Source organism: Lactobacillus taiwanensis (assembly GCF_017894345.1).
Lineage (GTDB): Bacteria > Bacillota > Bacilli > Lactobacillales > Lactobacillaceae > Lactobacillus > Lactobacillus taiwanensis.
On record NZ_CP059276.1, the window covers coordinates 1211930 to 1226170 of the forward strand.

At 34.7% G+C, this 14241-nt stretch carries 13 protein-coding genes and 1 other annotated feature; of the genes, 1 reads left to right on the top strand and 12 read right to left on the bottom strand.

What is annotated here, in order from left to right; all coding sequences use genetic code 11:
• Window positions 1–13 precede the first annotated feature (13 nt).
• The 3 genes from rsmH to H1A07_RS05820 form a co-directional block, all read right to left on the bottom strand.
• Window positions 14–961 carry a 16S rRNA (cytosine(1402)-N(4))-methyltransferase RsmH gene (rsmH, locus tag H1A07_RS05810; protein ID WP_057719425.1) on the bottom strand — a complete coding sequence of 316 codons (948 nt, stop codon included), beginning with the start codon at window positions 959–961 and terminating at the stop codon, window positions 14–16.
• A gap of 5 nt (window positions 962–966) precedes the next feature.
• The gene (mraZ, locus tag H1A07_RS05815) at window positions 967–1398 is read right to left on the bottom strand and encodes a division/cell wall cluster transcriptional repressor MraZ (RefSeq protein ID WP_057719426.1); all 432 of its coding nucleotides are present in this window, start codon (window positions 1396–1398) and stop codon (window positions 967–969) included.
• A 180-nt stretch (window positions 1399–1578) separates the two neighbouring features.
• The gene (locus tag H1A07_RS05820) at window positions 1579–1914 is read right to left on the bottom strand and encodes a DUF3397 domain-containing protein (RefSeq protein WP_057719427.1); all 336 of its coding nucleotides are present in this window, start codon (window positions 1912–1914) and stop codon (window positions 1579–1581) included.
• 98 nt (window positions 1915–2012) lie between these two features.
• Here H1A07_RS05820 and H1A07_RS05825 point away from each other — a divergent pair, with 98 nt between their 5' ends.
• Window positions 2013–2141 carry a DUF4044 domain-containing protein gene (locus H1A07_RS05825; RefSeq protein WP_003648594.1) on the top strand — a complete coding sequence of 43 codons (129 nt, stop codon included), beginning with the start codon at window positions 2013–2015 and terminating at the stop codon, window positions 2139–2141.
• Between the two features lie 51 nt (window positions 2142–2192).
• Here H1A07_RS05825 and mreD read toward each other — a convergent pair whose 3' ends face one another.
• The 9 genes from mreD to H1A07_RS05870 form a co-directional block, all read right to left on the bottom strand.
• Window positions 2193–2726 carry a rod shape-determining protein MreD gene (gene mreD / locus H1A07_RS05830; RefSeq protein ID WP_094498499.1) on the bottom strand — a complete coding sequence of 178 codons (534 nt, stop codon included), beginning with the start codon at window positions 2724–2726 and terminating at the stop codon, window positions 2193–2195.
• Window positions 2726–3577 carry a rod shape-determining protein MreC gene (mreC, locus tag H1A07_RS05835; RefSeq protein WP_057719429.1) on the bottom strand — a complete coding sequence of 284 codons (852 nt, stop codon included), beginning with the start codon at window positions 3575–3577 and terminating at the stop codon, window positions 2726–2728. The genes mreD and mreC overlap by 1 nt, the downstream gene beginning before the upstream one ends.
• 63 nt (window positions 3578–3640) lie before the next feature.
• On the bottom strand, window positions 3641–4642 hold the full coding sequence (locus tag H1A07_RS05840; RefSeq protein WP_094496582.1) for a rod shape-determining protein: 1002 nt from the start codon (window positions 4640–4642) through the stop codon (window positions 3641–3643).
• Between the two features lie 136 nt (window positions 4643–4778).
• On the bottom strand, window positions 4779–5390 hold the full coding sequence (locus tag H1A07_RS05845) for a JAB domain-containing protein (RefSeq protein ID WP_210144672.1): 612 nt from the start codon (window positions 5388–5390) through the stop codon (window positions 4779–4781).
• 38 nt (window positions 5391–5428) lie between these two features.
• A complete protein-coding gene (locus H1A07_RS05850; RefSeq protein WP_210144673.1) occupies window positions 5429–6109 on the bottom strand; it encodes an HAD family hydrolase in 681 nt (226 codons plus the stop codon).
• Window positions 6109–7365, bottom strand: coding sequence for a bifunctional folylpolyglutamate synthase/dihydrofolate synthase (locus H1A07_RS05855; protein ID WP_210144674.1), 1257 nt, complete (start codon window positions 7363–7365; stop codon window positions 6109–6111). Before H1A07_RS05855 ends, H1A07_RS05850 begins: the two co-directional genes overlap by 1 nt.
• Window position 7366: 1 nt before the next feature.
• Window positions 7367–10006: a valine--tRNA ligase gene (locus H1A07_RS05860; RefSeq protein ID WP_210144675.1), complete on the bottom strand. Its 2640-nt coding sequence runs from the start codon at window positions 10004–10006 to the stop codon at window positions 7367–7369.
• A gap of 37 nt (window positions 10007–10043) precedes the next feature.
• Window positions 10044–10251: a binding site (T-box leader), on the bottom strand.
• 41 nt (window positions 10252–10292) lie between these two features.
• Window positions 10293–12920: a cation-translocating P-type ATPase gene (locus tag H1A07_RS05865; RefSeq protein ID WP_210144676.1), complete on the bottom strand. Its 2628-nt coding sequence runs from the start codon at window positions 12918–12920 to the stop codon at window positions 10293–10295.
• A 206-nt stretch (window positions 12921–13126) separates the two neighbouring features.
• Window positions 13127–14227, bottom strand: coding sequence for a glycerophosphodiester phosphodiesterase (locus H1A07_RS05870; protein WP_210144677.1), 1101 nt, complete (start codon window positions 14225–14227; stop codon window positions 13127–13129).
• Between the last annotated feature and the right edge of the window lie 14 nt (window positions 14228–14241).

Sequence of the window (14241 nt, forward strand, 5' to 3'; positions counted from 1 at the left end):
ATATTAAATAAAACTATAATTTCTCTGCAACCCTTAACTTGGCACTGTGTGAGCGGTTATTTTCCTCTAATTCATCACTACTTGCCATGATAGGTTTGCGACTAATCAATCGCAATGTTGGTTTACTGTCAGCCGGTACCATCGGCATTCCCCGTGGTATTTCGACTTCAGAATACTTTTTAAAGATCTTTTTGACGATTTTATCCTCATGAGACTGAAAAGTTATTACGCTGATTCGACCACCAGGCTTCAATAGCTTGATCGCTTCCTCAAGAGACTCTTGCAATACACCTAATTCATTATTAACTGCAACTCGAATAGCTTGAAAACTCTTCTTAGCTGGATGCCCGCCACTCCGTCTTGCATATGCCGGAATCGCATCCTTAATTACGTCTACTAAATCAAATGTAGTTACAATAGGTTTCTCTCTCCTTCGATCAACTATCTTTCTAGCAATCTGACGTGAGAACTTTTCATCTCCATACTTGTACAAAATATCACTCAGTTCTTTTTGAGACCAAGTGTTTACTATTGTATAAGCATCTAACTCTTGGCTTTGGTCCATTCTCATATCTAATCGTGCATCAAATCGATATGAAAAACCACGTTCGGGTTGATCAAACTGCGGAGATGAAACCCCAAGATCGTAGTAAATACCATCTATTCCATCTGAAATTCCCAGCTCTACCAGATTTTCTTTCAAATGACAGAAGTTATCATGAACCAACATTAATCTTGGCTCAGCTCCTGATTTCAATTCCTCAGCAAAACTCTCTTTTGCCATTGAAATTGCATATTCATCTTGATCAAATCCGATAACAGTTCCTCGACTTAATTTACTGAGTAAATATCGAGCATGACCACCACCACCAAAAGTTGCGTCAACATAAAGACCATCATCTTTGGGATTTAAATTGTCTATTGTTTCGTGCAATAGCACGCTTTTATGCTTGAATTTCATAATTTTTATAACTCGATGTCATCCAAGTCTTCTGCGATATCGTCATAGTTTTCATTAGCATCTTCTGAAAAATCATTCCAGCGTTCTGCTGACCAAATTTCAATTCTATCAGAGACACCAACAATCACACATTCCTTAATGAGTGCGGCATGCTTTTTCAATGTCATGGTCAGATTAACACGTCCTTGCTTGTCGAACTCACTTTCCATCGCACCTGAGTAGAAAAGACGCGTAAACTTACGTGCACTTCTCTTAGTCAGTGGAAGTTTGGCTAACTTAGCCTCAATTTTCTGCCATTCTTCAATTGGATAGCCAAAAATACAGCCTTCCATTCCACGAGTAAATACCATCTTATCACCAATCTCGTCTCTAAATTTGGCCGGTATAATTAAACGGCCTTTGCTGTCGAGATTATGATGATACTCGCCCATGAACATGGTCTAGCCCCCTTTCCAAAGAATAATTTACCACACTTCCCCACTTTCTACCACAAGTTTTCCACTTTTTATTTAGATATTACGTTATTTTATGATAATTATAATTTCATTCAAAATAAAATGCTTCCATCTATTGCGATAGAAGCACTTTATTTTGAATGAAAATGTGGGAGAGAAAAATTATAATAAAAGCAAAATTACAAGACCAACATACCAAACAATTGATGACGCAGCTAAATAATGCCACAACATACCAAAAGTTTTAGCAACCGAAATATTTTTATCTTTAATTGCAGTATAAATTGAAACAATTACTACCAAAATGAAATATAATAAAAATCCATAAGGCAAAAAAGACGGTTGCTTAGTTTCTTGAGTCAATAATTGACATGCCACAATAAAGAAAAATGGTAATATGTCATAACCACTAAATTGCGCCTTAGGAAATAACTTCACCAAAAAAACAGCTACTACAATGCCACATAAAGGAATTAAAAAGATAAGCAAAAAATTCATAAAAACCTCCATTAGGTTTATTTTAAACTATTTCAATTAAATATAAAATTGTAATTAAAATCATGGTAAACTAGAATTATTAATTTAGGAGGGCATATATGAGAAAACGTAAGAAAAAATCTGGATTTCAGAAATTAACTATTGTTATGGCCTGGTTCATGGCGGTTATTACCCTTCTTGGTGTAGTAGCTACTGCTTTAATTGGAACTGGAGTATTTCAATTTTAGAAATTGTAAGCAAAAAAGGAGTTGTATAAAAACAACTCCTTTTTAGTTTATTTAAAAATAATACTCTTTTTTCAAAAATGGATAGTCTTCTGCAAGTTTCACCCAGAACCAGTATGTACATATAGCTAAAATTAAACACCATAGTAAATTAGGTAAAATACTATGTGTAAAACTAGCAAAAGATAGTTGAATTAGGCCTGTCAGATTTAGCATTAAAAAGACATAGACACTTACACAAAGATAAGTAACTAAGCAGATCAACAGACGAAACCAGAATACTTCAGGAAGAAATCTAGCACTTTTCTCAATAAAAAAGCAGATCAAAGGAAAAGCAACAGTATAAATTCCGATAATGCCCAAATAATAAAGATCGGCAATAATTCCTAAACCCAAGCAAAGCCAAATATTTGCATCATTTTTATCATCACATAAAGCTATTAAAGTGATACCAACAACTGTTAGCCAGCAGCTTCCAGAAAAACTTCTATGAAAAATAAAAGTCTGTAAATTATAGGCTAATACCCCATCTAAGATTAGCGCCATAAATAAGGCAATAGCTACATACCATCGACGCAATATTGCCATTACTCTTCAACCTTTCTTTTAATTACAGACACAACAGACGGATCATTGAGATTTCCAGCAGGTTGAATTTCAACAACGTCAGATAGACCAAAAGTATCACGCGTTGTTTTTTTTACTGTACCTACTAATAATCCTTTTGGTGATAAACCACCCATGCCACTAGTATAAACGCGCGTACCCTTTTTTAACTTTTGGCCATCAACAACTTGAGTAAATGCCAATTGATTATTTTCCCCAACTGATATTACCCCATGAACCTTTTTACCATTAGCTGCATCCGCTTCTACAGCAAATTTATTTGTTGATTTATCAGTTGTAGTAATCAATTCAACTTTAGAGGTAGTACTGTTTACTTCTACTATTCGTCCGATAACACCTTTACCTGACATAACCGGCATATTCTTTTTAACACCAGCTCTTGATCCTTGATCGATAATTAACAAATCGGACCAAGTATCTGCAGCACGTGAAATTACGGAGCCGTTAATAATAGTGTAGTCAGTTAATGTTTTCTTTAACTTTAATGCTTGCTTTAATTGCGTGTTTTCAGCTTCAAGTGAACTATTACGAGCTTTAGTTTGAGCCAGGTTATCAATTTGTTTTTTCAAGTGATCATTTTCAGCTTGAGCGTTAAATAGATCCTCAACATTGGCAACGCCATTAGAAACTAAATTTATGGGCCAGTTAACTACTCTAGTAACAATAGAGACTGTATCATTACCAATTTTCTGAACTAAGAAAGGTGACTGTCTCTTATTACGTAAGCGAACAGAAATAGATAACATACTTAAAACTAAAATAACTATCACAAAAATTGTCAGTAACTTTTTGTTTTTGAAGAATTTTTTCATCTACTACTATCTTCCTAATTTAAAAGTTAATAAAAAAGACCGGCTTTTACGCCGGCCTCTAAATTAACGTCTCTTACGCATAACTTCAATATTTTTGAGAGATTCACCGGTACCAATTGCAACACAATCAAGTGGATCTTGAGCAATAAAGACTGGAACTTTAGTAGCGTCTGAAATAACTTCTGGTAAGTTCTTCAAAAGAGCCCCACCACCAGTTAACACAATACCATGATCGATAACATCAGCAGCAATTTCTGGAGATGTTTCTTCTAAAGTCTCTTTAATAGCTACGATAATATTTTGTACTACTTCTTGAATAGCTTTTGCAACATCTTCCGCATTAATATCAATTGATTTTGGCAATCCTGTTACTAGGTCACGACCACGAATATTCATAGATTCAATTTCTTTTGCCTTTTCTACTGAAGCAGAAGCAATTTGAATCTTAATAGTTTCAGCAGTTCTTTCACCAATTAACAAGTTGTAATTTTGGTGAATGTAAGTTGCAATTGCACTATTCCACTTGTCGCCAGCCATTCTAGTAGAACGAGAAGAAACAATACCACCTAATGAAATAGTTGCTACATCAGTAGTTCCACCACCAATATCAACAACCATCGATCCTGTTGGATCCATAACAGGAAGACCAGCACCAATTGCAGCTGCAAATGGTTCTTCAATTACATATGCTTCACGTGCGCCTGCAACTCTAGCAGCATCAATTACGGCTCTCTTTTCAACTTCTGTTACTCCAGAAGGCACACAAATCATAGCTACTGGCTTTGAATTACCAACTGTTTTTTCCATAAAGTATTTAAGCATCACAGCAGTTGTATCATAATCCGCAATAACTCCATCCTTCATTGGACGAATAGCAACAATTGATCCAGGAGTTCTACCAATCATTTCCTTGGCTTCTGAACCAACAGCAATAACTTCACCCGTTTGAGTGTTTTTAGCAACAACAGAAGGTTCGCGTAAAACAATACCCTTACCTTCAATATAAACGAGTGTGTTGGCAGTTCCCAAATCAATCCCAATATTTTTAGATCCTAATCCAAACACGCAAAATCTCTCCTTAAATTTATCTCTTTAATTATTTTAGCCTAAATCGTATCTTTATTTAGTCTTAGATATTATAGCATAGAAACTCTAATGTAAAAATTTGCTTTAAGGAAATTTGCCCATACTTAAAGAAGACTTAAAGAAGTTCCATTTCTCGAAAACTTAAGTAAGTATTATCAGTCACAATAAAGTGATCTAGAAAGTCTATTCCCATACATTTACTTGCTTCTACCAATTTTTTAGTAAAACGCAGATCATGTTGAGACGGCTGCTCATCTCCACTTGGATGATTGTGTGCCACAAAAAATGCAGTACTATTATAGATTACCGCCCAGCGAAAGATGTCTCTAGGGTGCGCTACTGCTCGGTTCACAGTTCCTTGAAAAATTAATTTCTCAGCAATAATTTTATTCTTAGAGTCTAGATAAATACCATATAACTCTTCTTGTTGCCTACCGCATAATTTATCTGCTATATAGCAACCAACCTGAGAACTAGAATAGAAACTTTCGACCTTTTTATTATTTACACTCTTAACACGTTCCAAAATTAGTTGAAGCAAAACGGCTATTTCATTATTACACTTAGGGCTAGCTGCAAATTGCCATAAATCCTTAAAACTATTTATTTCTATTTCATTTAACTTTTCAAATAATCCGTCAAATGTAATAATATCTTTTTTCTCTAGTGATCTGGCTAATTTTTTCACTAAATCAATATCTGTTTGCAATAATTCTTCTTTTTTCATAAATATCAAATACTCCTTTGATATTTATTACGAAAAAACTACTCAATTTTTTCAATAAAAGTATAAAAATCTTTGCAAATGAATGTAGCATTTTTTCTATCAATATTAGTTGGTTCTTTCAAATCTGGAACCATTATGCATTTTAGACCCGCAGCACTTGCTGATGCAACTCCTGTACTTGAGTCTTCAAACACTAATAAATTATTTTTTGAAAGCTTCATTTTTTCTGCAGCTAATAAATATATGTCTGGCGCAGGTTTCGCCTTTATCTTTCCCGCCTCTACATCCTTATAACTTAAATAAAAATCAAAGTAATCTCTTATTTTTAAAACATCTAAGTTATGAGTTACTACTTCATCATAATTACTAGAGGCAATGGCAAGCTTTACATTTCTTTCTTTAAACAAAGTCAAGGTCTCTTTTACTCCTGGTTGCAGTTTAAGCTTACCTTCATCAGTCCATTGCCATACCAGTTCATCAGTTCTTTTAATAAACTTATCTCGATCCGCGTCGGTTTTAAAATGTCTATGATAGAAATCTTCCATTTCTTTAACTGAAGAGCCAACCAATTTCAAATAACTATCATCTGGAATGTCTAAATTAGCTTCTTTTGCAGCGACAATATTTGCATCCCAGTATAACTTCTCAGAATTAACTAGCAGACCATCCATATCAAAAATTACACCTTTGATAGGCTCAGATATATTTTCAACCTTCATTATTTATCCCTTCTGCAACAATTTAGAATTGCACCTACTAAGTAAAAAGATCCCGTCACTAATAGCATATCATTTGAATTCAATTTATTCTTTAAATTAGTAAACGCCTTTTTAAAATTATCTTCATAGTCATATTTTTCTTGAGCTTCTTTTGGAAAATCTTCTAACCTAGCAGCTCTTGGATAATCAATTCTAGTCAATGTAACTTTTTCATCTTCAAATAGGTCAATAACTGGGCCTAAATCTTTATCTTTCATCATTCCCAGTAGCACATAAACTTTTTCTTTCTTCTTTTGTCTTACCAAATTTAGCAAATTAGACATCGCCTGTAAATTATGTGCACCATCAACAATGATCTCTGGCTTATTTTGAACTACTTCATATCTCCCAGGAATCTTAGTTTCATTAATAGCATTCTCAACTGTCTTTTTATTTAACCTAATATTCAACAATTGCACGGCTTTAACTGCAATTCCAATATCATAAGCTTCAACTAGTGGACGGGATAAAAAAGTATATTCTTGCTGTGAATCATTATATTTTATCGCCTTTTCAGTCAATTTCACCTGAAAATCTCGTCCTAATAAAAATGATTCTGCTGTTTCTTGTTTTGCTTTATTGAGCAATATTTCTAAAACATCTTTAGGTATATTTCCTAATACAACCGGTCTTTTTTCTTTAATTATTCCACTTTTTTCTTGAGCAATATCAGTTAAAGTAGGACCAATGATTTTTTCATGATCTAAACCAATAGTCGTAATCACACTTACTTCGGGAGTAATCACATTAGTTTTATCATGCTTTCCACCAATTCCTACTTCAATTACAGCATAATCACATTTCTCTTGAGCAAAGAATTGAAAAGCCAAAGCTACTTCATATTCAAACGTTACTAAAGAAAAACTAGGATCAACTTTTTTCAGAGCATCTATTGCTACTTCTATTTCATTAGCAACTTTAATTAGCTTGTCATTACTAATATTTCTCCCATTTAGCTGAATTCTCTCGTTAAATTCATATATATAAGGAGACACAAAAAGGCCAGTCTTTTGACCGGCCTTTTGCAATAAATTACTCAAATAATAGGATGTTGACCCTTTACCATTAGTCCCGGTAACATGAATTGTCTTAACACTATCTTGAGGATTACCTAACTGTTTTAAAACCCTTTTGATATAGCTTAGATCATTTTTAGGATGAAGTTTAGGTAAAGAATATATTCTTTTAATTACTTGGTCAACATTAGTAAATTTCAATCTATTTACTTTCCTTCAATTCTTTCATACGTTCACGAACACCAGCAAGTTGACTTTCGTAGTCAGCCTTCTTTTCTTTTTCTTTATTTACAACTGCTTCTGGAGCATGAGCAACAAATCCTTGATTTGAAAGCTTCTTTTCAGCTCTTATAACTTCTTCTTCAAGACGTTTTTCTTCTTTTTCCATCTTCTTAATTTCATCGTCTACATTGACTAATTCAGTTAATGGAACAAAAATTTGAGCTCCTGGAATTACAGCTGTCTTAGCAAGTTTTGGTGCCTCAATATCTGCTGCAACTTGCAAATCTTTAGGATGTAAAAAGTTTTCTACGTAATCTACATTTTCATCTAAGATATGCTTGTTTGCTTCATCATCTAATTGAATCATGATATCAATTTGAGAAGACATTGGTGCGTTAACTTCCATGCGGATATTACGTACAGCTTTAATCACTTCAATTAAGAATGCCATATCATTATCTGCTTGTTTATTTTCAAATTCTACATGAGTTTCTGGATATTCTGCAGTCATAATTGACTTACCTTCATGTGGCATTGAAAGCCATAATTTTTCAGTAACAAATGGCATAATTGGGTGCATTAAACGTAAGATTTGATCAAGAATCCAAATTAAGTTTTCTTGCTTTCTAGTCTTTAATTCTTCATCATCACCATTTAAGGCAACCTTAGAAATTTCGATGTACCAGTCACAGAAGTCATTCCAAATAAAGTTATAAAGTTCACGACCAGCTTCACCAAACTTATACTCATCAAATAAACGAGTAACTTCAGCAACAGTATGGTTTAATCTATCAAAAATCCAACTATCCGCCAAGTCAAACTTAGTAGTATCTGGCATATGAGCAGGTTTTGCATCTTCTGGCAAGTTCATAATTACAAAACGGCTTGCATTCCAGATCTTGTTGATGAAGTTCCATGCAGCAGCCAATTTCTTTGGATCATAACGAGTGTCTTGACCAGGAGCAGTCCCATTTAACAAGAACCAACGTACAGCATCAGCACCATACTTATCAACAACATCCATCGGATCAACACCATTACCAAGTGACTTGCTCATCTTACGTCCCTGTTCGTCACGCATCAAACCATGTAAAACAACATCTTTAAATGGACGCTTCTTAGTAAAGTGAAGACCTTGGAAGATCATTCTTGATACCCAGAAGAAAATAATGTCATATCCGGTAACTAAAGTATTAGTTGGGAAGTAGCGCTTAAAGTCTGGATTGTCAGTATCTGGCCAACCTAAAGTTGAAAATGGCCATAAAGCACTTGAGAACCAAGTATCAAGTACATCTGGATCTTGTTCCCAGTTTTCAATATCCTTAGGTGCTTCTTCACCAACGTAAGTTTCACCAGTCTTCTTGTTGTACCAAGCAGGAATACGGTGACCCCACCATAATTGACGAGAAATTACCCAATCATGAACATCTTCCATCCAGTGATTTAAAGTTCCTTCAAATCTTTCAGGAACAAAGTTAACCTTACCGTCTGTCTTTTGGTTCTTAAGTACTTCTTCAGCAAGAGGCTTCATCTTAACAAACCATTGTTTAGAAAGTCTTGGCTCAACCTGTACACCAGAGCGTTCAGAGTGACCAACAGAGTGGACAATTGGTTCTACTTTAATTAGATAGCCTTCTTCTTTAAGATCCTTAACTAAAGCTTCACGAGCTTCAAAACGATCCATACCAGCATACTTGCCAGCTTCTTCGTTCATTGTTCCATCATCGTTCATTACGTTGATTCTTTCAAGATTATGACGATTACCCACTTGGAAGTCATTAGGATCATGTGCTGGAGTGATCTTAACTAAACCAGTACCAAATTCTGGATCCACGTGTTGATCTTCAATAATTGGAATATGGCGACCAACAAGTGGAAGTACTAATTCTTTACCAACAATATTCTTGTAGCGTTCATCTCCTGGTGCAACAGCAACAGCAGTATCACCAAACATAGTTTCAGGACGTGTAGTTGCAATTTCAACAAAGCCTGATCCATCTGCAAATGGATATTTCACATGGTAAAATGCACCCTTGTCATCTTTGTGAATAACTTCAATATCACTAAGAGCAGTTTGCAATTCTGGATCCCAGTTAATAATGTATTCACCGCGGTAAATTAAGCCTTCATTATATAGTTGAACAAATACTTTTTTAACTGCTTTAGAAAGTCCTTTGTCCAAAGTGAATCTTTCTCTTGAATAATCAAGTGAAAGTCCCATTTTAGCCCATTGGCCTTTGATAATATTTGCGTATTCGTCTTTCCAGTCCCAAACTTGCTTAACAAAAGCTTCACGTCCCATTTGGTGGCGATCTTTGCCTTGTTTACGAAGCTTAGCTTCAACTTTGGCCTGAGTTGCAATACCTGCATGATCCATTCCTGGAAGATAAAGAGTATCGTAACCTTGCATACGCTTAAAACGAATAAGTGTATCTTGAATTGCTGTATCCCACGCATGACCCAAGTGAAGTTTACCAGTTACATTTGGTGGTGGAATAACAATTGAATAAGGATGTGCCTTTTTATCACCAGATGGCTTAAATAAGTCTTCATCAAGCCACTCTTGATATCTTCCCTTTTCAACTTCATTTGGATTATATTTAGGTGCTAAATCTGTCATTAAAATTCCTCCAATAAAAAAGTCCTAGACAATAATTGTCTAGGACGAAATTTTCCGCGGTACCACCTACGATTAGATATACAAATATCTCTCTTATAAGCGGTAACGGTGCTGAAGTATCCGGATTAACCTACTAAAGTTCAATTAATCAGCTAATCAAGCTACTAGTAAATTTCTCTAAGTCTCTCAGCATAATGACTTTTCTCTGTAGTATGAAAATTACTCCTCTTGATTCTTGCTTTGTTTATGATTATAGCATGAAAGAAAACAAGATAAAAGGTAAGAATTAACCTCTGTTTTCTCTAATTACTTTTACAACTTGAATTAAAATAGTTGGAATAATTGCTAAAACCACAATCAGCCAAACTTCTTGTGCGCTTAATGGTTGAACTGCAAATAGGCTGTGAAGTGCTGGTACAAATAGAATCAAAGCTAAAAGTATACTACCTAAAGCAAAAGCAGCTAAACTATACCAGTTATTTTTAAATCCAATTTTAAAAATGCTATGTTGTGAACGGCAGTTAAAACCGTGAAGCAGACGTGCAAATGTTAAAGTTGAAAAGGCCATAGTACATGCAATTGCAGGACTATCTTTCAAACCAATTAAGAAGGCTGCAATGACACTCAATGAAATTAAGAAGCCTTGCGTACTGATTTGAGTAACAAACGGTTTATCTAACAGATTAGCCTTTGGATCGCGTGGTTTACGCTTTAAAATATCAGGGTTTCCTGGCTCCATTCCGATTGCTAAAGCTGGAAGAGAGTCAGTCACTAAGTTAATGAATAAAAGTTGCACCGCAACAAATGGTACTGGCAATCCAGCAATTGAAGCAAATAAAACAGTAATAATTGCCGATAAGTTACCTGATAGTAAGTAACCAATCGCATTTTTGATATTTTCATAAACTGTTCTACCATTTGCTACAGCCTTAATAATTGTCGCGAAGTTATCATCAGTTAAAATCATACTTGCTGCATCTTTTGATACTTCTGTACCTGTGATACCCATTGCCACACCAACGTCAGCCTTTTTAAGAGCGGGAGCGTCGTTCACACCATCTCCAGTCATTGATACAATATGGTCTTTTCTTTGCCATGCGTTAACAATTCTAATTTTGTTTTCTGGAGAAACACGAGCATAAACTGCAACTTTCTCAATTTCTTGGTCTAGTTCTTCATCACTTAAAGCATCTAACTCCAAACCAGTTAAAGCAATATCTCCGTCGTTAAAAATGCCAATCTTCTTAGCAATAGCTACAGCAGTTACCTTATGATCCCCAGTGATCATTACTGTTCTAATTCCTGCTTCTTTAGCACGAGCAACGGCTGCTACACTTTCTTCTCTAGGCGGATCCATTTCAGAAACTAAACCAATAAAAGTTAAATCTTTTTCAGTATCAGCAGAGAGTTCTTCATCACTTTCTTTATAAGCAAAAGCAAGTACTCTTAAACCATTTTCTGAAAAATGATTATTTTGAGCCAAAATATCTTTTCTATCTTGCTCAGTAATTGGACGTACTTCATCCCCAAAACGAATATTTACACAGCGCTTAAGTAAAACATCAATTGCACCTTTAACAAAAATTGTTGGAATAGTATGAATTAGATGCTTAGTACTCATTAACTTACGGTCAGAGTCAAATGGTACTTCTTCTAAACGATCCAAATGATTTCTTAATTCACTTTCCGATAAGCCTAACTTTCCATCTCCAAGATTAATGCCTGGAACTTTGCGATACATTTCAAGCAACGCTGATTCTGTTGGATCTCCAATTTTCTTGCCATCAGATAAACTAGCATCATTATTTAAAACTACGTCATATAGTAAATAACGATGTAACTGATTACTCAAATTAAGCTCTTCAGGCTTAAGAACTTTACCGCCGATATAAATATCTTCAACAGTCATCTTATTTTGAGTTAAAGTTCCAGTTTTATCAGAACATATTACAGAAACCGACCCCAAAGATTCAACAGCTGCTAAGTTTTTGATAATAGCATGTTCTTTAGCCATTTTTTGCGTACCCATTGCTTGTACAATTGTTACAATCGAACTCAAAGCTTCGGGAATAGCAGCAACAGCTAAAGCAACAGCAAATAAAAGAGCGTCGAGCAACGGCTGACCACGCCACATTTGAAGACCTAAGATCAAAGCACAGAAAATAAGAATTGCGGTTGCTAAACGAGATGAAAATTGATCAAGTGAAACTTGTAGTGGCGTTCTACGCTCTTTAGTTTCATTCATCAAAGTCGCAATCTTACCAATCTCAGTATTCATTCCAGTTGCTGTAACTAAGACATTTGCCCGTCCATACGTTACAAGCGAACTAGAATAAACCATGTTTACTCGATCACCCAAAGGAACTTCTTTATCAAATGTTGTATCTAACTTATCAATATTAGTTGATTCACCAGTTAACGAACTTTCATTAACTTGCAATGAAAAATTATCTAAAATTCTACCATCAGCAGTCACTAAATCTCCTGCCTCAAGTAAAAGGATATCCCCAGGAACTACGTCTTTTGCAGCAATTTCTTGTTTCTTGCCATCTCGTAAAACCTTAGCTGCAGGAGCAGATAAAGATTTTAAAGCCTCTAGCGACTTTTCAGCTTTAACATGCTGTACTGTTCCTAAAATAGCATTTAAGATTAACACAACAATAATAACTGCAGTACTTTCCAAGTTACCAGTAAATGCGGAGATAATAGCTGCAACAATTAGAATAATGACCATCAAGTCCTTAAATTGTTCTAAAAAGACTTCTAAAATGCTCTTTTTCTTACCTTCTACTAAGGCATTTGGCCCTACTTGAGCTAATTTTTCTTGAGCCGCTTTATTGGTCAAGCCATGTTGTTCATTAGCTCCCAGTTCTTTCAAAACCTCTTCTTTACTTTCACGATAGTATGCTTTCACAAGAACCTCCATCTAATAGGAAAACCAGACTCTGGCATAAAAAAAGAGACCATTGTCTGAACAAAAACGTTTAGCCAATAGTCTCACCATTTAAACTTACAGCGGAAAATTAATTTCGTTCTGACGCCATAAGTACATTCTCTGCCGGTTACTCCCTATATGTTGATTATAAGTTTATCATGTTTTACTTAAGCTAGCAATATTTTTTATTGTCTTATCCATTGCGAACCACCCAGATTATAAGCAGTTTTTCCGGCGACTTTTTTCACTGCGAAATAATTCCAGGCACTATTAGCAGCTAATTTTCTACCAGAATTTTTCTCAAATGAAGGATCAGTATAGATAGCAGTTTTCTTTCGAAGTGTGATTTTTCCAGTCTTTGCTTGTGGCGCAGAATTATTTGAATTCTTTAAATCACTATAATTTATCCATAAATCTGGTTTAGCATGATAATAAAGCTTATTTCCCTTTAATTTAACCTGATCAGCATATACTCGTCTACCATTTTTTAACAATATGTCTCCAGAGATATTGTTGCTTGGATAAGAAACTGATTCATAGTATCTCTTAAAGACATCATTTGCATGTAGAACAGTCGCCAGTTTAATAGAAAAATCAGTCAAAATTCCTGATACTCCTGCTTCTGGCTGCACAAATTGCTTCATTTGATCTACTGTATTAACGCCCCAGAGCAAATACCCTTTTTGATGTACATTTAAATAATTTGCAGTTTTTTCAGAATAAAAATTATTTGCATAATATTTAGGCAAAGATATTGATTCATAATCTCCAGATAATTGCGTAGTTGGAATTTGAGGACTCACTCTTGAACAAGTTAACAGGGCGTCTTTAGAAAAAGATTCTAATAAAACACGCTTTTCTAACTGATATTTTTTTATTAATTGCAGTAACAATTTAGTATCATCGTCACCTTTAGGCTCAATCATAAACTTGACATTTGAATTTTGATAGCGCCTAAAAACATCTTCAAGACTATGCATTGATTCATTATTTTGATTTATATATATATTTAGTTTTCGATACGGATAATCTTTAATATTTTTATCAATTCCAAAAACGCGACTCATATTTTCATCATGACTAACAACCAAAATATTGTCCGCAGTCTTTTGTAAATCAAGTTCTAAATAATCTACATGTGCACCAACTGCACGATCATAAGCCACCCAACTATGTTCTGCATACTTACCATTTTCATTATCCCCTCGATGCGCTATATTTAAAAAGCCGCAAGAAAAAGGAAAAACAAGAAATAGTAAAAAAATAGCAAAAGTAAATCTTTTCATCTTAATCTTTCTAA